We start from the raw sequence: 19,960 nt of genomic DNA, 5'->3' as shown, positions 1-19,960 counted from the left end.
CCGCGGATATTTCCCTGGTGAGGCGCAGCGCAGAACGCGCATCTGTTTCCTCACGGTTGTGTATAAAATCTCTTCACCGATTTAATAAAGCATTATTTATATGCGCGCTACGTCTTTTGCTGAATTTCAGATAAACCGGAAAGCGGAGGAGGTATTTGTCGCTTAGCGCTTTCCCGTTTGCCTTATATTTAAATAACCCGCTTATTCTTAATTTTCACCGGGCGGCTAAAGAAATTCCTGGTTTTTACCTGTGCGCTTCAGCAGCAGAAGGCGCTGGCCGGTTATTTCAGCGCGCGTTGGGCTTATACGGGTTGGTTAATCATGCTGATGTTTTTATACGGTCATGATGGCATAACAGCGGTTGTCTACGCTTAAGGAAGGCTTACTGAGAAAGGAGTAGCTATGTCTGAACCAACCCGTGGGCTGCTGGCGGTGGACAAGCAGGGCAACCGCGTGCTGTTTCTTAACCCTGAGACCTTCGCCGTCGAGCGCGAACTCAACGCTTTCCCGCCGCGTCCGCATGAGCTGCTGATGCTGACGGCCTGGCAAAAAGCCTATGTGCCCATCTACGGCGACGGCATCCACGGCGACAATCCGCATCCGGGCCATAAAGTGGCGGTGATCGATCTGGCGAAGCGCGAAATTAGCGGCTTTATCGATCTGTCGCCGCTGCGCGCGCCGCACAGCGGTCAGCTGGGGCGCGACGGTAAGGTTTACCTCTGCTGCGAAAACAGCGCGGCGGTCGCGGTGATCGATCCAGAAACCGATCGGGTTGAGAAAACCATTCCTCTGCCTTCGCATAACGCTCATCGCCTGACGCTTTCGCCCAGCGGACGCAAGCTGTTTACCGAAAATGAGGAAGACGCCAGCATTACCGTGGTGGATCTGTGCGAAGCGGAAGGGCGGGTTATCGATACTATTCTGCTGCCTGGCCCCATCGCCGGGATCGCGGCGTCGCCGAAGCATCCCTATCTGGTGGCCAGCGCGGCGGATGCGACTTATCTCTACGTTATCGATCGCCAGAGCCATCGCGTGCGCCAGCGTCTGGCGCTGCCGGGACATAAAAAACCCTGTCAGGTGGTGCGGTTCAGCGCGGACGGCGAGCGGCTGGTGGCGATAGGCGATGAGGAGCCGGTGATTACCCTGTTCGACGATCTGCTCAATCCATTAGGCGATATCACGGTAGGGAATAAACCGATGGACGGCTGCTTTAGCCCGGATAATCAGCAGTTGCTGATTGCTAACGAAGGCGACGGCACGCTGAGCGTGATCGATCTGGCAACGGCCCGCGTCATCGCCACGCCGCGCGTCGGCACCGGCTGCGAGGTGCTGAGCTTTTTCGAGCTGGTCAGATAAAAGGGCGGTGATAGATCGCTGAACTCCAGTGGCGGCTGCTGGCATGCTTTTCCGCCTGCCAGCCGCGCTTACGCAGCTCCCGCGCAATCATTTTATTCATCAGGCCGTGGCCGAGTAGCAGCACCGTACCCTGTTCCGAAAGCGCAATCAGCCTGTCGGCGGCGCGGGCGGCGCGCTGGCGCGCCAGAAGCAGCGACTCGCTTTCGCCTGCGTAGCCGCACAGCCACAGCATACGCAGCAGCGTCAGCCAGAGCAGCGTAGGTAGTTCAAGGCGCTGCGCGGCAATCAGCGGAACGGAGACTTCACTGAACAGCGCATCAACATGAAGCGGTTGCAGGCCCAGACGCGCCAGCGAAGATCGCGCGCGCGGCAGCGGGCTGCAAACAATCACCGATGCCTGACGCGCAATCGCAAGGCTGCGGTCGGGCGGCATATCGCACACCAGCGCCATATCATACGCCTCGCACCAGTCCGCCAGGCCCTGGGCGCTGAGTCGGCCGCCTGCGCGATGGTCCGGTTTACCGTGTCGCATCAAGATAATGGTCATAAGCCTCCTGCTTCGCTCTCTCTTAAGACTAATGCAAAGCGGCGCAATGTTAAAATTTGCGCTGACCTGAAGAAATAAATGGCGCTGTCATCCTCCGGTCATCATTTCGGGCGATAACTCTGTCCGCTGCGTTCTGAGAGGTTGCTAACAGGTATTATTAAGAGAAAGTGTTACTTGTTTAGCGAAAAGGTTTACTCTCCAGACGTGATTTTATTATTAAATCATTGAATTAAATGAGTAATTTGGATTTATTCTCTTGCGGTGTACTATGATTCCCGACTGATATGACTAAATTTACTTGATTTATCTACGCGCGTAGATAAACTGGCGCCCAGTGATTGCTCGCGGCGGACGATGCGAGAACGGCCCACAAGGTTTAGTCCTTTGCCTGCTTAACGCGACCGGTGATTAACATCGGCAGAGCATGGCAAAGATAGAGATCCTGACACCAGGGAATCCTTTACTGACCGCGACAAGGGTTAGCCAACCAGTACATCGCCACCGGGGGATATCTGATTGCAATCAGGGGTCGTCCCACGGAAGGGCGTTCACAATCGCTGAAACAGGGAAATGGTATGACGGTACAACACTCCGTTGAGCGTGATTCAACACGCTCGCACTCCGCCGCCGACGAGCGGCTGACCACCTCTTCCGGGCGCAAAGATTTCTGGCGCGCCACCTTATCCTGCTGGCTGGGTACGGCAATGGAGTATGCGGATTTCGCGCTCTACGGCCTGGCGGCGGGCATTATCTTTGGTGACGTCTTTTTCCCGCAGGCGACCCCGGCAATGGCGCTGCTCTCCAGCTTCGCTACCTGGTCGGTCGGTTTTATCGCTCGCCCCATCGGCGCGGTGCTGTTCGGCTGGATCGGCGACCGGAAAGGGCGAAAGACGGTGATGGTTATCACCATTATTCTGATGGGCGCCTCTACTACCTTAATCGGCTTAATCCCCAGCTACGCATCTGTCGGCTTATGGGCGCCTGCCTGTCTGGTGCTGCTGCGTTTTACCCAGGGGCTGGGCGCAGGCGCGGAGCTTTCCGGCGGAACGGTAATGCTTGGCGAATATGCGCCGGTCGAGCGGCGCGGCCTGGTCTCGTCGGTTATCGCCTTAGGCTCCAACAGCGGCACATTGCTCGCCGCGCTGGTGTGGCTGGCGGTGGTGCAGATGGATCAGGAGAGCCTGCTGGCCTGGGGATGGCGCATTCCGTTTCTCAGCAGCGTGCTGATTGCGCTGGCGGCGCTGTGGATCCGTCGCCATTTGCGCGAAACGCCGGTTTTCGAACGCAGAAAGCAGGAGCTGGAAGCGGAACGCGCCGCCATGCGCGCCGGGCAGCCTGCTGCGGATACGCGCGGATTCTGGACGCGCACCCGCGCCTTCTGGACGCTGGTGGGCCTGCGTATCGGCGAGAACGGCCCCTCCTATCTGGCGCAGGGATTTATGGTTGGCTATGTGGCGAAAGTGCTGATGGTCGATAAGTCGGTGCCGACGACGGCGGTCTTTATCGCCTCGGTGCTGGGATTCGCGGTGATCCCGCTGGCGGGCTGGCTGTCGGATCGCTTTGGTCGACGCATCACCTACCGCGGATTTTGCCTGCTGCTGATGTTTTATGCCTGGCCTGCGTTTTACCTGCTCGACAGCCGCGAGCCTGCGATTGTGATTCCGGTAATTGTTGTGGGCATGGCGCTGGCGTCGCTGGGCATCTACGGCGTGCAGGCCGCGTGGGGCGTTGAGCTGTTCGGCGTCAGACATCGCTACACTAAAATGGCGGTAGCGAAAGAGCTGGGGTCGATTCTCTCAGGCGGCACCGCGCCGCTGCTGGCGGCGGCGATGCTCTCCTGGAGCGGCCACTGGTGGCCGATCGCAGTCTACTTCTCTGCAATGGCGGCCATTGGGTTCTTTACCACCTTTGTTGCGCCGGAAACGCGAGGGCGCGACCTTAATTTGCCGGAAGACGCCATCTAGTGCGGCGTCATCTCTGGCGCACTAACGAGCAGGCCGTGATGATTCACGGCCTTTCGTGTTTACATCGGGAGCGAAAAGCTTGAAACAGCCGTCAGGCAAAGTTACGCGCAGCGACGTCGCAAAACTGGCTGGCACATCGGTTGCGGTGGTCAGCTACGTCATTAATAACGGCCCGCGTCCGGTGGCGGAAAGCACGCGCCAGCGCGTTCTCGACGCCATCCGTCTGACTGGCTATCGCCCCAACGGCGTGGCGCGCGCGCTGGCGTCGGGCAGCACCAAAACCTATGGGCTGATTGTGCCCAATATCGGCAATACCTTCGTCGCCTCTATGGCGCACGTACTGCTGCAGGCCTCGCTGGATCATGGCCACGTAATGCTGCTTGGCGACGCGGGCGACGACCGCCAGCGCGAGCTGGAGCTGATCCACAGCCTGCTGAACCGCCAGGTCGACGGTTTGTTTTACAACAGCGTCGATCGCCATCTCTATATCGACGTGATTAAGGCCAGCGGCACGCCATTTGTGATGCTGGATCGCGTCGAGCCGCAGCCCGGCGTCAGCATGCTGCGCGTCGATGAGCGACAGGCGGCGTTTCAGGTGACCTCACACTTGCTCAGCCACGGCTATCAGCAGGTCGGCATGATCAGCGGGCCGCTGGAGATGCTTAACGCGCAGGATCGGATTCAGGGCTGGCGCGAGGCGATGGCGGCGCACGCGGTGCCGGTCGATGAGTCACTGATCTTCCCCGCCAGCTATACGCGACAGGGCGGCTACGAGGCGGCGCAGCGGATGCTGGCCGGTTCAGGCGCGCCGCGCGCGCTGTTCGCCAGTAACGAAGGCCAGGCGATCGGCGCGATTCGCGCTTTCTCCGAGCGCAATATTCGCGTGCCGCAGGATGTGGCGCTGGTCTGTTTTAACGGCACCGATCAGTCAGCCTTCCATGTTCCGACCTTAACCACAGTGCGCCAGCCGCTGCGTGATATGGCGCGCTGCGCCATTGCCATGCTGCAAAACTGGAACGGCGAAGCGCAGCTTCAGGAATTTCCGCACTACCTTGAAATCGGCGAATCCTGCGGCTGTATGCCGCATAAAGAAAACAACGCGACGACAATATGAAAAGAGTAATTATTGACTGCGATCCGGGCAACGGCATCGCTGGTGCCAATACCGATGATGGCCTGGCGATTGCGCTGGCGCTCGCTTCGCCGGCGCTGTGTGTAGAGCTGATCACCACCGTGGCAGGCAATACGCCGAGCGATATCGGCGCGCAGGTGGCGAAAGATCTGCTGGTGCGCCTTGGCTCGGCCATTCCGGTGGTGCAGGGCGCGACACATGCGCTGGCAGAGGATCATGCGCCCTGGCGAGCGGCGCTCGATAACCGCGTACAGCAGCTCGATATGGTAAAGCTCTGGCAGGGCGTGCGCACGCCTGCGCCGGTGACGGTGGACGGTGACGATGCGGCTGAGGCTATCGGCAGGCTGATTTGCGACAATCCCGGCGAAATCACCCTGGTGGCGATCGGCCCGCTGACCAACGTGGCGCTCGCGATGCAGCGCTATCCGGCAATGGCGGAAGCGGTGGCAGAAATCGTGATTATGGGCGGTGTGTTCGCGCTGGATGACTACATTAAGGACACCAATTTCGGTCTCGATCCTGAGGCGGCGCATCAGGTGCTGCACAGCGGCGCGGCGATTACGCTGGCGCCGATGGACGTCACCACCCAGACGCTGCTGACGCATCAGGATCTGGCACGCATTACCGTCAGCGATCATCCCCTTTCTCACTTTGTGCGTGATACGCTGCGTCCGTGGATTGATTACTCCGTCCGCACCCGCAATCTGCCGGGCAGCTGGATCCACGACGCGCTAGCGGTCGCCTGGCTGCTGAATCAGCGCGTGGCGAACGGCACTGACTATCGGGTGGATATCGAGCTTCGTCCCGGCGCAACGCGCGGCAAAAGCTGGCGCTACCGCACGCCGCTGCGCGTTGACGTTGGCATCCCCGCTGACAGCGGCGCGCTGGTGCATGTGCTGCATCACGTCGATAACAACCTGCTGCTCACGATTATTGAACAGGCCCTCACGCAGCTCAGCCGCTAATCCACACTAAAACATCCCTGTCCGCGCGGGCAGGGATGCCGCTTTGCCCTCTTTTCGAGCGGGCCATTATCACGTTTTTTTAATCACGTCCCGTCGTCCGATATGAAACCTGCCGACACCCTTAGTTACATCCTGACGTCAGGGATAACAGCTTTTGAACGCGCTGACGTTTAGCAAGGTGGTATAAACAAAATGTTAACAATGTCGTAACCGTTTCGGCGGCTGCGCCCCTCTTTTTCGGACGGTTGTCCGATTGGCACTGAAGGATACGTTTATGTTTAACTGGACCCCAACCCAGCGGAATGTGGCGTTTGCCAGCTTCGCCAGCTGGACGCTGGACGCGTTTGACTTCTTTATACTGGTGTTTGTTTTAAGCGACCTCGCGCAATACTTTCATACCTCCGTCTCTGACGTTTCGATCGCCATTATGCTGACGCTGGCGGTGCGCCCGATTGGCGCGCTGCTGTTTGGCCGCCTGGCGGAAAAATTTGGCCGTCGGCCGATACTGATGCTCAATATCGTGATGTTTTCGCTGTTTGAGGTGCTCTCTGCCTGGTCGCCGAGCTTTGGCGCCTTTCTCGCGTTTCGCGTCATTTACGGCGTGGCGATGGGCGGCATCTGGGGCGTTGCCTCGTCGCTGGCAATGGAGACCATTCCCGACCGCTCGCGCGGGCTGATGTCCGGCATCTTTCAGGCGGGCTATCCGTGTGGCTATCTGCTGGCGTCTGTGGTCTTCGGGCTGTTCTTCGAAATGGTGGGCTGGCGCGGCATGTTCCTGATCGGCGCGCTGCCGATTTTGCTGCTGCCGTTTATTTACTTCAAGGTGCCGGAGTCGCCGGTCTGGCTGGCGGCGCGCGAGCGCAAGGAGAGCAGCGCGCTGCTGCCGATTATTCGCCAGCACTGGAAAATGTGCATCTATATGGTGCTGCTGATGGCCTGCTTTAACTTCTTCAGCCACGGCACCCAGGATCTATATCCTACCTTCCTGAAGGTGCAGCACCAGTTTGATGCGCACACCGTCAGCATTATCGCCATTAGCTACAATATTGCGGCGATGCTGGGCGGCGTCTTCTTCGGTTCGCTGTCGGAGCGCATCGGCCGTAAAAAAGCGATTATTCTGGCGTCGCTGCTGGCGCTGCCGGTATTGCCGCTCTGGGCTTTCTCCAGCGGTTCCTGGGCGATTGGCCTGGGGGCGTTTCTGATGCAGTTTATGGTGCAGGGCGCGTGGGGCGTGGTGCCGACCTATCTAACCGAGCTGGTGCCCGCGAACGCGCGCGCGGTGCTGCCAGGGTTTGTTTATCAGCTGGGTAATCTTATCGCCTCGGTCAACGCCACGCTGCAGTCGCGTATCGCCGAGGCGCATAACGGCAACTACGGCCTGGGGATGGCCATTGTTGCAGGTACGGTGGCGGTGCTTATCTCGCTGTTTGTCGCCTTCGGCCGCGAAACACGCGGCATTGAAATCTCAGGCGCGGTGTCGAAGCCGCCTCATTAAACCGCTTCGCACACGTCTACCCACTGCGCATGGGTCAGTTCGGCCATGCGCTGTGGCGTAATACGTACGGCGCTATGGATGGCGCCCGCTGCGGGCAACACTTCCTCGAAGTAGCGCAGCGACTCATCGCAGTAAACCTTCAGCGGATTCTCCAGCCCGAACGGGCAGACGCCGCCAACCGGATGTCCGGTCCAGTTCACGACCTCATCGACGCTCAGCATGCGCGCCTTCGCGCCCAGCGCCGCTTTCAGCTTACGGTTATCGAGCCGCGCATCGCCGCGCGTGACGATCAGCACCACTTCATCTTTGACTTTCAGCGACAGGGTTTTCGCGATCTGACCCGGCGTAACGCCGTGAACGCGCGCGGCCATCTCAACGGTGGCAGTACTTTGCGCCATCTCGATAATCTCAATCTCAGGTGCGTGTTCGGCGAAAAACTGCCGTACCGACTCCAGGCTCATCTTTTTCTCCATGCAGGTCGAAGGCGTAAAAACTGCCACAAGGCGGAAAAAGTGTAAACGAGAGAAAGAGAGAAATTGCGTCGGGATGCGTATTTATACGCTGAGCGTGCAGTTGCCGCAGCGTTCGACGTCTGGAATGCGGTAGCGCTGACAGCAGCTGCGTCTCACCATCTCGCCGCCGCGCGGCAGCATGGTGCGGTAGAGCGGATTATCGCTGCCGTCCTGCAGGCGGCTGGTGAAAAAAAGCGTCTGCTCAAGCTGCAAAACGGTCGCCTCATCCAGCAGCGTTTTCAGTTCGCCAAGGAACCAGTAGAAGGAGAAGCCCATATTGTTCCAGATCAGCCGGGCATTAATGCCGCCGTGTTGGGCGATAGCGTTGACCACCGGGATGAGATGCTGCTGGATCAGACGATCGATACGCTGCGGCGCATTAAGATAGCGCGCCTCTTCATCTTCGTGCGTTGCGATCCAAAAGGCGCAGGGGTGACCATTCTCGTGGAACTGGACGTGAATATGCTGTGGCGAGCAGTCAAGGGCGCGCGATTCCGCCAGCAGCGACAGCATCAGCGGCGGCAACAGCAGGCCGAAATACCACTGCGCCCAGAGCGACTGAACCGGCTTCGCCTCCTGAACGGCATCGGGATGCTCACGATAGAGGTAATCGCTGTAGCGCTGCGCCAGCGCGGGGAAATGGTCAGGACGCGCCCAGTCTGCCAGCGTCAGAGCGTCAGAGGGGGCGGCTTCATCAAGGTGAATACTGTCCAGCATGTAGCTGTGCTGCTCACGCATCAGATCGCGCAGGGCGCGCGCCAGCGTGCGATCGCGCTGCATAAAGATTGGCTGAGCGTACTGAAAGCGTTGAGAGTGCTGCCTGATGATCGCCATGCTGAGTAACGCGTCCTGGAAGCAGAGAAGAAAGAATGATAATCGTTCTTAGTCCTATTCACAAGATGGCTGTTTTGAATACGCATCAAGGAAAAGCAGGGCGGGGGAAAGGTAGCGTTAATCAGGAGGATAAGCGGCGAGGCTCAGCAACCACCGCGCTTCGCCGCTACGATTGAGGGAATGTTAAAGCGCTTCGCCGCTGACGGTCAGCGTTTTGGGCAACTCCTCCCAGGCGAGAATTGTATTGCGGCCCTGATTTTTAGCGACGTAAAGCGCGCGGTCGGCATTCGCGACCGCCTGGTCAAATTCGTCATCAAAAATCGGCGCGATACCGGCGCTGACGGTGACATGCGTAGAGACCTTTTCGTTGAAGCGGTGGGGGATCTCCAGATCCAGCACGTACTGCCGGATACGCTCCGCCAGCTTCATAGCGATAGACGCGTTAACGTTGGTCATCAACACCAGAAACTCTTCACCGCCGTAACGCACTACCACATCGCGCGAGCGGACGGCGTCGCGGATCGCCACCGATACGCGCGCCAGCGCCTGATCGCCCATCGCATGGCCGTAATTGTCGTTGTACGCCTTGAAGTGGTCGATATCCAGCAGCAGGACAAAGTGGCTGCCCGCGTGGTTTTCCAGAATATTGTCCAGCCGGTTTTTCAGGCCGCGCCGGTTGTAGAGGCCGGTGAGCGGGTCCAGCATGCTGAGATCGCTAAAGGTCTCTTTCTCTTCGTAAAGCTGGCGCATCAGACGGCGGGTAAAATGGTCGACGCGACGGCGCATCAGATGTTGCAGGGAAAAGCCGATCAGCGGCAGGGAGATCGTCAGCAGCAGCATCGCCAGATGTTCGCCATTATCCAGCATCAGCACCGTGATGACCGGCGGAGAGATATGCAGACAAAATGCTGGCAGGTAATCGCTCAGGGCGATAGCGCTGATAAAAAAAACGCTGAGCAGGCTGATAATCAGGAAATCGCCGTCAAAAAAGAATACCTGATGGTATTTCAGGTAAATATGCCAGGCCCAAAGCGCGCCAAGCAGCAAAGCAACAGGATTTAATAAAGGCAATTTTAGTTTTGGCCTGATTAAACAGGCAATTAACGTCGATGCGCTAAAAAGAGCGACAGTAATAACCGGAGCAGGCCATTCTCCTGTCGGGCTGCCGGTAAAAGGGATCAAGCAAAAAAGCGATACGGCGACATTTAAAAACAGGAAAAGCATCAGCGACAGCCGATATTTACTGTGTTTCAACTCATCGTAAGATTGTAATTTCATTATTAATACTCGAAACGGCCCTGAAATATCAAAGCGCATTCCGGCGAGAATAAATTCTTTTGCCGGAAAATGAGCAAATTTGCTGTGTTATGAAAAGTGTTATCGGCCGCAATCTAGCATTTTCCAACTGGTCTGTCATCTTCGGACAGAGGGCGAAAAAAACAGGCTGCAAGATAAGAATTATTATCTTATGATAATGGTAATTATTATCATCTGAGGTCAGCGCGATGTTAATGGCAGTGTTCGCCGCCTGCGGCTTGTGGGGAGTTAGCTGGATGATGGGGAAGAGACTCGACAGCGCCTGGGGCGTGCTGTTGCCCTGCGCGGCCATGCCGTGTTTTGCTTTATGGGAGCCGAGCTTTAGCCAGTGGCGCATTGTGATGATCGTGGCGCTGCTGCTGACGATCGCTATGCTGTTTCACAGTCGGCTGCGTCACTATCTGCTGTTGCCTTCGTGCCTGGCGTTAGCGGGTGGACTCGCGGCTGTCGCAGTGAATTTTCATGGGCTTTGAAAAAGAGAGGCAAAACAGGGAGGTGAAGCAGGGGAGGACAACTCTGGTGCGAAGAGAGGGACTTGAACCCTCACGTCCGTTAAGACACTAACACCTGAAGCTAGCGCGTCTACCAATTCCGCCACCTTCGCATTTGAGTCATCTTGTTTTCATATCGCCGCATTGGTGCGAAGAGAGGGACTTGAACCCTCACGTCCGTTAAGACACTAACACCTGAAGCTAGCGCGTCTACCAATTCCGCCACCTTCGCGCAGTGCGATGCGAGATGAAAATCGTGGTTGTTGGTGCGAAGAGAGGGACTTGAACCCTCACGTCCGTTAAGACACTAACACCTGAAGCTAGCGCGTCTACCAATTCCGCCACCTTCGCGTACCAGCAATACATGACAGTATTGCAACCACGGAGGCGCATTCTAGAGATTTTACACCCGGCGTCAACAGATATTTCGCGACGGTGAATCGACTGCTGTAAAAAGCAACGTTTTCACCGTCGCCGCGCTTTAGCGCGCTCGGGCGCCGCGGCCGTAAACGGCGCGGTAAACCTTGAAACGACCGTTTTGCGCCAGCACTTCATGGCTGCCGAAGGTCTCATCCAGCACCTGCGGGTAGGGCAGGAAGGCGTTAGCGACGATACGCAGTTCGCCGCCGGTGTTGAGGTGCTTCACCGCGCCGCGGATCAGGGTCTGCGCCGCATCCAGGCTGGTTTCGCGCCCTTCATGGAACGGCGGGTTAGAGAGGATCAGATCGAAGCGGCCGGTCACGTCGGAGAAGACGTTGCTGGGGAAAACCTCGCCCTCAAAGCCGTTGATCGCCAGCGTTGCCTTGCTTGATTCAATCGCCGCGGCGTGCACGTCGCACAGGGTCAGGCGCACCTTCGGCGAATGGTTCGCCAGCACCGCTGAGAGCACGCCCGCGCCGCAGCCGATGTCCAGCACCTTGCCTTTGGTGTGCGGCTTCAGGGTAGTAAGCAGCAGCGCGCTGCCGATATCGAGGTCGTCGCGGCTAAAGACGCCGGGCAGCGTGCAGATGGTCAGTGGATCGAGATCGTAGCTGTCGCGGAAGCTCTCGGCGTCGAACGTCGGCTGGCTTTCCAGGCGACCGTGATAGAATCCGCAGCGGCGCGCGCTGTCGATTTTTTCCAGCGTCGCCCACTCCTCAACCATGCCTTCGGCGCTGCGCACGCCGCTGCGGTTTTCGCCCACGACGAAAATGTCGCAGCCCAGCGGCAGCAGCGATAACAGGTTCATCAGCTGGAACAGCGCTTCCGGCTTGTTTTTTGGCCAGTAGTAGACCAGCGTATCGCAGCCTTCAACGTCTTCCTGCGTTGCCACCAGACCGTAACGCGCCCGCTCGCCCAGCAGGCGACTCAGGTTTTGCCAGTGATGATACTGCTGGGTATGCACGCGCGACGAGGCGGTTTCCAGCTGAGCGGGCAGGTCATCCTGCATATCGCCAGCGAACAAAACATGGCGGGCGGTAAATTCATCACTGTGGCGCAGTACAACTTCGCTGGCCGGGGTAAAAGCAGACATGAAAGGCTCCTGTTAGATCAGAGCGGCGATTATAGTGGTTTGTTGGCGCATGTTCGATGGGTTTGCTAGCATAGCGTCGCATTCCGGCAGCACATCAAGGGTAAAACATGACGTCCAGGCGCGACTGGCTGTTACAGCAAATGGGAATTACGCAGTATCAACTGCGACGCCCGCGCGTGCTTCAGGGCGAAATCGCGGTACGGCTGACGCCTGGCACCAGGCTGATTATCGTCGCCGACGTCGTACCCAGCCTGCACGAGCCGCTGGTGCGCGACGTTTTGCACGCGCTCGGCATGCAGCCCGCACAGGTGATGACGCTGACGCCCGATCAGCTGCAAATGCTGCCCGAATCGCTCGACTGCGCGGGCTGGCTGATCGGCATCGACGGGCCGCATCCCTTTAGCGGCGTCGCGCTCCGCTCAGCCTCTTTAAATGAACTCTCCAGCAGCGGCGCGGCGAAACGCGCGCTCTGGCAACAGATGTGTAACCATGACAGCGATCTCTTTCCTCACCCCTGAGGACAACGCCCAGGCTTTTGCTATTGAGTGCCGCAGCCACGCTTTTCCGTGGCGCGAACAGACTTTCGCCAGCAATCAGGGCGAGCGTTTTCTTAACTATCGCCTCGATGTCGATGGCGTTATGGCTGCATTCGCCATCACTCAGGTGGTGCTGGATGAGGCGTCGCTGTTCAATATCGCCGTCGATCCCGCTTTCCAGCGCCGCGGCTACGGTCGCCAGCTGCTGCAGCATCTTATCGCCGAGCTGGAGAAGCGCGAGGTGATGACGCTGTGGCTGGAAGTACGCGCCTCTAACCATCCTGCTATCGCCCTGTACGAGCAGCTCGACTTCCATCAGGTGAGCCGCCGCCCCAACTACTATCCCACCGCCAGCGGACGTGAAGACGCCATTATTATGGCGCTGACGCTGTAGGCTTTAAGGAGCTGTAATGTTAAAAGACTGGGATTGCATCCTGTTCGATGCAGATGACACCCTTTTCCATTTTGACGCCTTCGCCGGTTTGCAGCGTCTCTTTGCCGGTTACGACGTTCAGTTTACCGATCAGGATTACGCCGACTACCAGGCGATTAACAAGCCGCTGTGGGTCGATTACCAGAACGGCGCGATCTCCGCGCTGCAGCTGCAGACGCGTCGTTTTAACGGCTGGGCGGAAAAACTGAGCGTGGCGCCTGACGTGCTCAACAGCGGCTTTCTGAGCGCCATGTCGGAGATCTGTATGCCGCTGGAGGGCGCGGTCAGCCTGATGCACGCCCTGCACAATAAGGTGCCGATGGGCATTATCACCAACGGCTTTACCGCGCTGCAGCAGGCGCGTCTTGAGCGCACCGGCTTTCACGACTATTTCTCGGCGCTGGTAATCTCTGAACAGGTGGGGGTGCCTAAGCCGGACGCCGCCATTTTCGACTACGCGCTGGAGAAAATGGGCAACCCGGATCGCAGCCGCGTGCTGATGGTAGGCGATACGCCGGAGTCAGATATTCTCGGCGGTATGAATGCTGGCGTGAAAACCTGCTGGATCGATCACGGCACGCGCCCGCTGCCTGCGCATATCCATCCGACCTGGACGGTGAAGTCGCTGGGTGAACTGAAGGCGCTGCTGCTCGCCTGAGTATCTATTCATAAATCGGTCAGCTTTATCGCTAAGAAGCCCGTATAACGGGCTTTTTTGCATTCAGAATCTATTCACGAATCTATTCATGATAGGTGAGAGTGGGTATTGACGGGCAAAGCAGTGACGGGGTTTCGCCTTCATGAACTTATCAACGCAAATGTGCGATTGCATCTTGAAAGCATACTATTTGACCGCATGTAGGTTGCACCAGGCGGTAAATAGCGTGACGGGAGAGGCGAAGCGGGCGTTTCCGTCTACAGAAAGCATTCCGCAGGCGTAGGGCGCGTCTTACTTAAGGCGCAGCATCTTTTTTCTCGCCCTCGTCGTCGCGATCCTCTTTAACCGGCGTGCTGGCGGTCAACAGAAACGGCGACTGTTGCCAGCGGGTGCGGCGATCGCGCAGCAGGGTACGCGTCAGAATAATGCCGATCGCCAGCGCCAGCAGCATCATCAGACGCAGAATATTGGTGGTGTTGTCGACCTGACGCGATTCGGTGACCAGCACGTGGGTATCCAGCGTGACGCGCAGAAAGCCGAGCGGGCCGTCGCTGTTGCCGAGCGGCTCCACCAGCTGATGGTTGAAGTAGCTGCCGGCGCGCTTGCCGTCGAGCGCCAGGCGGTCGCGGACGTTGATGTTTTCGCCGCTGTGCGCCACCAGGCTGCCGTCGTCGGCATAGACAGAGGCGTCGAGAATACGGCTGTTGGTGGTCATCTGGTTGAGGATGGCTTCTATCTGGCTGCGGTTATCGTCGCTGTTGTCCATCAGCGGCGACAGGCTAAAGGCGACCTGCTTCGTCAGGGTCTGCGCCAGCTCTTCGACCTGCTCGGAGCGCGCCATCTGATGGCCGAGGCTGAACCATGAGGCGCCCTGCATCAGGACGACCAACAGCGCCAGCGAGATCAACACAATCACTGTACGATGTAAGCGAAATTTCAGTGCCCTTTTAGCCATCAATAACCTGTGTCACGTCACAACAGAAACCAGGAGATTATGTTGCCAGAAGCGGCGCAGACAAGGTAGCCTCTTGCGTGGTTTTGTTGTCCCCCTACAGGAGCTCTGATGCCGAACCGTCTTACCTGGTGCGATTTGCCCGCCGAACTCTCCGAATGGCCGGGTTTACCTCTTTCCCTTAGCGGCGATGAAGTGATGCCGCTGGACTACCGTGCCGGTCGGACCGGCTGGCTGCTGTATGGCCGGGAACTGAATAAACAACAGCTCACCGACTATCAGCACCAGTTAGGCGCGGCGATGGTGATCGTCAGCGCCTGGCGCGTCGATGAGTATCAGGTGGTGCGACTGGCGGGCTCCCTGACGCCGCGCGCCACGAAGCTGGCGCATGACAACGGCCTCGACGTCGCGCCGCTCGGCAAGATCCCGCATCTGAAAACGCCAGGCCTGCTGGTAATGGACATGGACTCCACCGCGATTCAGATCGAGTGCATCGACGAGATCGCCAAACTGGCGGGCAGCGGCGAGCTGGTGGCGGAAGTGACCGAACGCGCGATGCGCGGCGAGCTAGACTTCGCCGCCAGCCTGCGCCAGCGCGTAGCGACGCTGAAAGGCGCCGATGCCAATATCCTGAAGCAGGTGCGCGACGCGCTGCCGCTGATGCCGGGCCTGACCGAGCTGGTGCAGAAGCTGCAGGCGCTGGGGTGGCAGGTCGCCATCGCCTCCGGCGGTTTTACCTATTTCGCGGAATACCTGCGCGACACGCTCCATCTGGCGCACGTCGCCGCTAATGAACTGGAGATGCGCGACGGCAAGCTGACCGGCGAGGTGCTGGGACAGATTGTCGATGCGCAATACAAAGCCGACACCCTGAAGAAACTGGCGCAGCGTTTTGATATCGCGCCGGAGCAAACCGTCGCTATCGGCGACGGCGCCAACGACCTGCCGATGATAAAGGCCGCGGCGCTGGGTATCGCTTATCATGCTAAACCAAAAGTGAATGAGCAGACGCAAGTGACTATCCGTCACGCCGATCTGATGGGCGTATTTTGCATCCTCAGCGGCAGCCTGATTCACGAAGAGCGTTAGAGGTACTGATTTGGCCAAAGCGGCAAAACGCGCCTTCGTTTGTAACGAATGCGGCGCAGATTATCCGCGCTGGCAGGGGCAATGCAGCGCCTGTCACGCCTGGAACACCATCACCGAGGTGCGCATTGCAGCGTCGCCAGCGGCGGCGCGCAACGAGCGCCTGAGCGGCTACGCCGGCAGTGCGGGCGTCAGTCGGGTGCAGAAGCTGTCGGAAATCAGCCTGGAGGCGCTGCCGCGCTTCTCTACCGGCTTTAAAGAGTTCGACCGCGTGCTGGGCGGCGGCGTAGTGCCGGGCAGTGCCATTCTGATTGGCGGCAGTCCCGGCGCGGGTAAATCGACGCTGCTGCTGCAGGTGATGTGTCGTCTGGCGCAGGAGATGAAAACGCTCTATGTGACCGGTGAAGAGTCGCTGCAGCAGGTAGCGATGCGCGCGCATCGTCTCGGCCTGCCGAGCGAAAACCTCAATATGCTGTCGGAAACCAGCATCGAGCAGATCTGCCAGATTGCCGAGCAGGAGCAGCCGAAGCTGATGGTGATCGACTCCATTCAGGTCATGCATATGGCGGATATTCAGTCGTCGCCAGGCAGCGTGGCGCAGGTGCGTGAAACCGCCGCCTATCTGACGCGCTTCGCGAAAACGCGCGGCGTGGCGATAGTGATGGTCGGCCACGTCACCAAAGATGGCTCGCTGGCGGGTCCAAAAGTGCTGGAGCACTGTATCGACTGTTCGGTACTGCTGGACGGCGACGCCGACTCGCGCTTCCGCACGCTGCGCAGCCACAAAAACCGCTTTGGCGCGGTCAATGAACTGGGCGTTTTCGCCATGACCGAGCAGGGGATGCGTGAAGTCAGCAACCCTTCGGCGATCTTTCTGTCGCGCGGCGACGAGATTACCTCCGGCAGCTCCGTAATGGTGGTGTGGGAAGGCACGCGTCCGCTGCTGGTCGAGATCCAGGCGCTGGTGGATCACTCGATGATGGGCAATCCGCGCCGCGTCGCGGTGGGGCTGGAGCAGAACCGCCTGGCGATTCTGTTGGCGGTGCTGCATCGTCACGGCGGCCTGCAGATGGCCGATCAGGATGTCTTCGTTAACGTGGTCGGCGGCGTAAAGGTGACCGAGACCAGCGCCGATCTGGCGCTGCTGCTGGCGATGGTGTCGAGCCTGCGCGATCGGCCGCTGCCGCAGGATCTGGTCATCTTCGGCGAAGTGGGGCTGGCGGGCGAGATCCGTCCGGTGCCGAGCGGTCAGGAGCGTATCTCCGAAGCGGCCAAACACGGCTTTAAGCGCGCCATCGTTCCGGCCGGCAACGCGCCGAAGAAAACCATCGACGGCATGAAAGTTTATAGCGCGAAAAAACTGGCGGACGCGCTGGCGATACTGGATGAGCTTTAACGACTGAGCGGGTACACTCGCAGGCAACTTCAATCCATGCAGGAGGCAGCATGACGTCGTTCGACTATCTGAAAACCGCCATTCGCCAGCAGGGGCATACCCTGCAGCAGGTGGCCGACGCCAGCGGGATGACCAAGGGCTATCTGAGCCAGCTGCTCAACGCCAAAATCAAAAGTCCGAGCGCGCAAAAACTGGAAGCGCTGCATCGCTTTTTGGGTCTGGAGTTTCCACGTCGCGATAAAACCGTCGGCGTGGTGTTCGGCAAGTTTTATCCGCTGCATACCGGCCATATTTACCTGATCCAGCGCGCCTGCAGCCAGGTCGACGAGCTGCATATCATTATGGGGCACGACGAGCCGCGCGATCGCGAGCTGTTCGAGAACAGCGCCATGTCGCAGCAGCCGACCGTCAGCGATCGGCTGCGCTGGCTGCTGCAGACCTTCAAGTACCAGAAAAATATTCGGATTCACTCTTTCAATGAAGAGGGCATCGAGCCTTATCCACACGGCTGGGACGTCTGGAGCAAGGGCGTAAAAGCCTTTCTCAGCGATCAGGGCGTCACGCCCGACTGCATCTATACCAGCGAAACCGCGGACGCGGAGATGTATCAACAGCACCTGGGCGTGCGCACCGTACTGGTCGATCCGGCGCGCTCCTTTATGAATATCAGCGGCGCGCAGATCCGTCAGGATCCCTTTCGCTACTGGGAATATATCCCGACTGAGGTTAAGCCCTTTTTCGTGCGCACCGTCGCTGTGCTCGGCGGGGAATCAAGCGGCAAGTCCACGCTGGTCAACAAGCTGGCGAATATCTTTAACACCACCAGCGCCTGGGAGTACGGACGCGACTACGTCTTCTCGCACCTGGGCGGCGACGAGATGGCGCTGCAATATTCCGACTACGACAAGATCGCTCTCGGCCAGGCGCAGTACATCGACTTTGCGGTGAAGTACGCCAATAAAGTCGCCTTTATCGATACCGATTTCATCACCACGCAGGCGTTCTGCCTGAAGTATGAAGGGCGCGAGCATCCCTTTGTGCAGGCGCTGATCGACGAATACCGTTTCGACCTGGTGATCCTGCTGGAGAATAACGTGCCCTGGGTGGCGGACGGCCTGCGCAGCCTGGGCAGCTCAGTGGACCGCCGCGAGTTTCAGTCGATGCTGGTGACTATGCTGCGCGAGAATAACGTCTCGTTCGTGCATGTGCGTGAGGATGATTACGATACGCGCTTCCTGCGCTGTATTGAGCTGGTGAAAGAGATGATGGACGGCAAAACGAAATAGCCATTCGTCTGCCGTCCATGAGTAGAGTCGTCCGCGCCTGACAGGCGGCTCTTGCTCAGGCGCAGTGATTAACTGCGCCTGGGCTTTACGCCTGCCGCACCGGCTGACGCCGGCCTTTCAGCATGTTACGCACCGCCGGTTCGGCATATTTTGTGATAGCCAAAGCGATAAAATAGAGCGCGACGGCAATAATAACCGGCATCAGCAGCATTAGCGTCTCGCTCTTGATATACCGATTCGTCTTGATAAGCGTCGCAATCAGCAAATTTTCATGGATTAAGTAGAAGGCGTAACTGACGAAGCCAACGGCCGTAAAAAAGCGCAGCGAAAGAAAGCGCTCAATCTGCTTTGAGTAAAAGCTTGCGATAAAAAACAGCATAACGATGAGCAGCGGCACAAGGCTTATAACGCCGCTATTTTTCACGTAGTAACTGAAGTTAATCAGCAGCGCCAGTACCACCAGCGCATAATGATAGCCCTTGTCGCGCTCATGAAATCTTTCGTAAACCAGACAGCCCACCATAAACCAGGCGTAATGAATAAAACCGAATTTTGATACGATATCAATTAACAGTGGATGTCCCAGCGATTTTAATACCGACGACGCTGACAGCAGCAACATCGGCACGATAAGCGCAGGCAGGCAATATTTTCTCCCGGCGGTAAAGTAAACTACCCCGATAATCAGATAAAACATCGCCTCCACGTACAGCGACCAGAAAGAGCCTGCCATTGAGTGAAGCTCGACGCCGCTAATCTGCGTCAGGGTCTCCGGGTTAAAGAATAACAGCCCCGGCAGAAGGTTCTTTGCGTAGGGCGTCATCGCTGACCATTCGGGAAAAAAGCCGTCCGTAAAATAAAGTAGCACGCTAACAGTTAGCATTGCAGGAAACAGGCGCAGCCAGCGTTTTTTCAGGAAGCTAATATAGCTCTCTGACTTATCGAGCGACATAAATATAACAAAACCCGAGATCATGAAAAAAAGCTGTACGCCTACCCAGCCAAAAGAAAACAGGGGAATATGCTGCGTCGCCTGGACAAAAGGTAATAAATCGGGCCAGCGAGCGTAGGCGTGGTAGCCAATGACCAGCAGGATGGCTAAGCCGCGCATCCCGTCCAGATGCGTAATACGTGCGCGCATAATTCCCTCAGTAATAGTGGTATTAAATGTAAAGGCGAATTTACATTAACGAAAAACTGCGATCAATCAGACAAATTCTTAATAATAAATATAAGAAACTAAAGTTATTTACCTTTGTAAGGAAAATAACAGCGCTATTTTCTGGCTTTATAATGATGGAAAATTTGGCGGGGCGTTAAATATTATTATTGATATACAGGCGATTATCGGAGAACTGGAAAGCAGGGTTCCATAAATTTTAATCCCACTATTTAGCAGGAGATGAGATTTTAATTATTATATTAACGAACGCTAATTATAAATAACGGAATAATCTTAACTTCAGAGGGTTGCACAGGTTAAAAAA

19 protein-coding genes and 3 tRNA genes are annotated in these 19,960 nt (G+C 57.6%); 12 read left to right on the top strand and 10 right to left on the bottom strand.

Annotated features, from left to right (window positions below; translation table 11 throughout):
- The first annotated feature begins 402 nt into the window (after positions 1-402).
- The gene (locus tag MHZ89_RS11880) at positions 403-1,356 is read left to right on the top strand and encodes a WD40 repeat domain-containing protein (RefSeq protein ID WP_311783162.1); all 954 of its coding nucleotides are present in this window, start codon (positions 403-405) and stop codon (positions 1,354-1,356) included.
- On the opposite strand, the gene MHZ89_RS11875 is transcribed toward MHZ89_RS11880, so the two are convergent.
- Positions 1,349-1,903, bottom strand: coding sequence for a histidine phosphatase family protein (locus MHZ89_RS11875; protein WP_311783161.1), 555 nt, complete (start codon positions 1,901-1,903; stop codon positions 1,349-1,351). The two genes, MHZ89_RS11880 and MHZ89_RS11875, sit on opposite strands and share 8 nt — an antisense overlap.
- A gap of 575 nt (positions 1,904-2,478) precedes the next feature.
- Between MHZ89_RS11875 and MHZ89_RS11870 the strand changes: the two genes are divergently transcribed.
- The 4 genes from MHZ89_RS11870 (at position 2,479) to MHZ89_RS11855 (ending at position 7,459) form a co-directional block, all read left to right on the top strand.
- Positions 2,479-3,867: an MFS transporter gene (locus MHZ89_RS11870; protein WP_311783160.1), complete on the top strand. Its 1,389-nt coding sequence runs from the start codon at positions 2,479-2,481 to the stop codon at positions 3,865-3,867.
- Positions 3,868-3,946: 79 nt separating this feature from the next.
- The gene (locus MHZ89_RS11865) at positions 3,947-4,981 is read left to right on the top strand and encodes a LacI family DNA-binding transcriptional regulator (protein WP_311783159.1); all 1,035 of its coding nucleotides are present in this window, start codon (positions 3,947-3,949) and stop codon (positions 4,979-4,981) included.
- Positions 4,978-5,964, top strand: coding sequence for a nucleoside hydrolase (locus MHZ89_RS11860; protein ID WP_311783158.1), 987 nt, complete (start codon positions 4,978-4,980; stop codon positions 5,962-5,964). Before MHZ89_RS11865 ends, MHZ89_RS11860 begins: the two co-directional genes overlap by 4 nt.
- Positions 5,965-6,238: 274 nt before the next feature.
- Entirely contained in the window at positions 6,239-7,459 is a 1,221-nt protein-coding gene (locus MHZ89_RS11855; RefSeq protein ID WP_311783157.1) for an MFS transporter, read from the top strand.
- Here the strand turns inward: MHZ89_RS11855 and MHZ89_RS11850 are convergent.
- From MHZ89_RS11850 to MHZ89_RS11840, 3 genes are all read right to left on the bottom strand, one after another.
- The gene (locus MHZ89_RS11850; RefSeq protein WP_311783156.1) at positions 7,456-7,920 is read right to left on the bottom strand and encodes a YbaK/EbsC family protein; all 465 of its coding nucleotides are present in this window, start codon (positions 7,918-7,920) and stop codon (positions 7,456-7,458) included. The genes MHZ89_RS11855 and MHZ89_RS11850 overlap by 4 nt on opposite strands.
- A gap of 93 nt (positions 7,921-8,013) precedes the next feature.
- Complete coding sequence (gene fhuF / locus MHZ89_RS11845; RefSeq protein WP_311783155.1) at positions 8,014-8,805, bottom strand: siderophore-iron reductase FhuF; 792 nt, start codon at positions 8,803-8,805, stop codon at positions 8,014-8,016.
- Between the two features lie 183 nt (positions 8,806-8,988).
- On the bottom strand, positions 8,989-10,083 hold the full coding sequence (locus MHZ89_RS11840; RefSeq protein ID WP_311783154.1) for a diguanylate cyclase: 1,095 nt from the start codon (positions 10,081-10,083) through the stop codon (positions 8,989-8,991).
- A gap of 227 nt (positions 10,084-10,310) precedes the next feature.
- On the opposite strand from MHZ89_RS11840, the gene MHZ89_RS11835 reads away from it, so the two are divergent.
- Positions 10,311-10,595 carry a DUF1435 domain-containing protein gene (locus tag MHZ89_RS11835; RefSeq protein WP_311783153.1) on the top strand — a complete coding sequence of 95 codons (285 nt, stop codon included), beginning with the start codon at positions 10,311-10,313 and terminating at the stop codon, positions 10,593-10,595.
- A 44-nt stretch (positions 10,596-10,639) separates the two neighbouring features.
- Here MHZ89_RS11835 and MHZ89_RS11830 read toward each other — a convergent pair.
- The 4 genes from MHZ89_RS11830 to rsmC form a co-directional block, all read right to left on the bottom strand.
- Positions 10,640-10,726, bottom strand: a tRNA-Leu gene (locus MHZ89_RS11830).
- A gap of 32 nt (positions 10,727-10,758) precedes the next feature.
- Positions 10,759-10,845: transfer RNA gene (locus MHZ89_RS11825), tRNA-Leu, on the bottom strand.
- Positions 10,846-10,877: 32 nt separating this feature from the next.
- Positions 10,878-10,964, bottom strand: a tRNA-Leu gene (locus tag MHZ89_RS11820).
- A gap of 130 nt (positions 10,965-11,094) precedes the next feature.
- Positions 11,095-12,126, bottom strand: a complete 1,032-nt coding sequence (gene rsmC, locus MHZ89_RS11815) for a 16S rRNA (guanine(1207)-N(2))-methyltransferase RsmC (RefSeq protein WP_311783152.1) — start codon at positions 12,124-12,126, stop codon at positions 11,095-11,097.
- Between the two features lie 107 nt (positions 12,127-12,233).
- Here rsmC and MHZ89_RS11810 point away from each other — a divergent pair, with 107 nt between their 5' ends.
- From MHZ89_RS11810 to yjjG, 3 genes are read left to right on the top strand one after another with little or no spacing between them, the layout of a single operon-like run.
- Positions 12,234-12,644, top strand: a complete 411-nt coding sequence (locus MHZ89_RS11810; RefSeq protein WP_311783151.1) for a DNA polymerase III subunit psi — start codon at positions 12,234-12,236, stop codon at positions 12,642-12,644.
- Entirely contained in the window at positions 12,616-13,056 is a 441-nt protein-coding gene (rimI, locus tag MHZ89_RS11805) for a ribosomal protein S18-alanine N-acetyltransferase (protein WP_120455588.1), read from the top strand. The genes MHZ89_RS11810 and rimI overlap by 29 nt, the downstream gene beginning before the upstream one ends.
- A 16-nt stretch (positions 13,057-13,072) precedes the next feature.
- Complete coding sequence (gene yjjG / locus MHZ89_RS11800) at positions 13,073-13,753, top strand: pyrimidine 5'-nucleotidase (protein WP_311783150.1); 681 nt, start codon at positions 13,073-13,075, stop codon at positions 13,751-13,753.
- A 295-nt stretch (positions 13,754-14,048) separates the two neighbouring features.
- Here the strand turns inward: yjjG and MHZ89_RS11795 are convergent, their stop codons facing one another.
- Positions 14,049-14,708, bottom strand: coding sequence for a YtjB family periplasmic protein (locus MHZ89_RS11795; protein ID WP_311783149.1), 660 nt, complete (start codon positions 14,706-14,708; stop codon positions 14,049-14,051).
- A 108-nt stretch (positions 14,709-14,816) separates the two neighbouring features.
- Here MHZ89_RS11795 and serB point away from each other — a divergent pair, with 108 nt between their 5' ends.
- From serB to nadR, 3 genes are read left to right on the top strand one after another with little or no spacing between them, the layout of a single operon-like run.
- A complete protein-coding gene (gene serB / locus MHZ89_RS11790; protein WP_120455593.1) occupies positions 14,817-15,794 on the top strand; it encodes a phosphoserine phosphatase in 978 nt (325 codons plus the stop codon).
- A 10-nt stretch (positions 15,795-15,804) separates the two neighbouring features.
- Positions 15,805-17,187 carry a DNA repair protein RadA gene (radA, locus tag MHZ89_RS11785; protein ID WP_126689051.1) on the top strand — a complete coding sequence of 461 codons (1,383 nt, stop codon included), beginning with the start codon at positions 15,805-15,807 and terminating at the stop codon, positions 17,185-17,187.
- Between the two features lie 50 nt (positions 17,188-17,237).
- Positions 17,238-18,473 carry a multifunctional transcriptional regulator/nicotinamide-nucleotide adenylyltransferase/ribosylnicotinamide kinase NadR gene (gene nadR / locus MHZ89_RS11780; RefSeq protein WP_311783148.1) on the top strand — a complete coding sequence of 412 codons (1,236 nt, stop codon included), beginning with the start codon at positions 17,238-17,240 and terminating at the stop codon, positions 18,471-18,473.
- An 85-nt stretch (positions 18,474-18,558) separates the two neighbouring features.
- On the opposite strand, the gene MHZ89_RS11775 is transcribed toward nadR, so the two are convergent.
- Positions 18,559-19,614 (bottom strand): acyltransferase, encoded by a 1,056-nt coding sequence (locus tag MHZ89_RS11775; protein WP_311783147.1) that lies wholly within the window; start codon positions 19,612-19,614, stop codon positions 18,559-18,561.
- Positions 19,615-19,960: the final 346 nt, after the last annotated feature.

Origin of the sequence: Pantoea sp. ACRSB (genome assembly GCF_022346905.1) — a bacterium.
In the GTDB taxonomy this organism is placed as follows: Bacteria; Pseudomonadota; Gammaproteobacteria; order Enterobacterales; family Enterobacteriaceae; genus Pantoea; species Pantoea piersonii.
The sequence above is the reverse complement of the archived record's forward strand: the minus strand, read 5'-3'. Positions and strand labels throughout refer to the sequence as shown.

Coding starts and splice junctions, on each gene's coding strand:
- MHZ89_RS11775 (WP_311783147.1), bottom strand. CDS start 19,614: ATGCGCGCACGTATTACGCATCTGGACGGGATGCGCGGCTTAGCCATC.
- MHZ89_RS11860 (WP_311783158.1), top strand. CDS start 4,978: ATGAAAAGAGTAATTATTGACTGCGATCCGGGCAACGGCATCGCTGGT.
- serB (WP_120455593.1), top strand. CDS start 14,817: ATGCCGAACCGTCTTACCTGGTGCGATTTGCCCGCCGAACTCTCCGAA.
- MHZ89_RS11835 (WP_311783153.1), top strand. CDS start 10,311: ATGTTAATGGCAGTGTTCGCCGCCTGCGGCTTGTGGGGAGTTAGCTGG.
- nadR (WP_311783148.1), top strand. CDS start 17,238: ATGACGTCGTTCGACTATCTGAAAACCGCCATTCGCCAGCAGGGGCAT.
- rimI (WP_120455588.1), top strand. CDS start 12,616: ATGACAGCGATCTCTTTCCTCACCCCTGAGGACAACGCCCAGGCTTTT.
- MHZ89_RS11855 (WP_311783157.1), top strand. CDS start 6,239: ATGTTTAACTGGACCCCAACCCAGCGGAATGTGGCGTTTGCCAGCTTC.
- MHZ89_RS11850 (WP_311783156.1), bottom strand. CDS start 7,920: ATGAGCCTGGAGTCGGTACGGCAGTTTTTCGCCGAACACGCACCTGAG.
- MHZ89_RS11840 (WP_311783154.1), bottom strand. CDS start 10,083: ATGAAATTACAATCTTACGATGAGTTGAAACACAGTAAATATCGGCTG.
- rsmC (WP_311783152.1), bottom strand. CDS start 12,126: ATGTCTGCTTTTACCCCGGCCAGCGAAGTTGTACTGCGCCACAGTGAT.
- yjjG (WP_311783150.1), top strand. CDS start 13,073: ATGTTAAAAGACTGGGATTGCATCCTGTTCGATGCAGATGACACCCTT.
- fhuF (WP_311783155.1), bottom strand. CDS start 8,805: ATGGCGATCATCAGGCAGCACTCTCAACGCTTTCAGTACGCTCAGCCA.
- MHZ89_RS11810 (WP_311783151.1), top strand. CDS start 12,234: ATGACGTCCAGGCGCGACTGGCTGTTACAGCAAATGGGAATTACGCAG.
- MHZ89_RS11795 (WP_311783149.1), bottom strand. CDS start 14,708: ATGGCTAAAAGGGCACTGAAATTTCGCTTACATCGTACAGTGATTGTG.
- MHZ89_RS11870 (WP_311783160.1), top strand. CDS start 2,479: ATGACGGTACAACACTCCGTTGAGCGTGATTCAACACGCTCGCACTCC.
- MHZ89_RS11880 (WP_311783162.1), top strand. CDS start 403: ATGTCTGAACCAACCCGTGGGCTGCTGGCGGTGGACAAGCAGGGCAAC.
- MHZ89_RS11875 (WP_311783161.1), bottom strand. CDS start 1,903: ATGACCATTATCTTGATGCGACACGGTAAACCGGACCATCGCGCAGGC.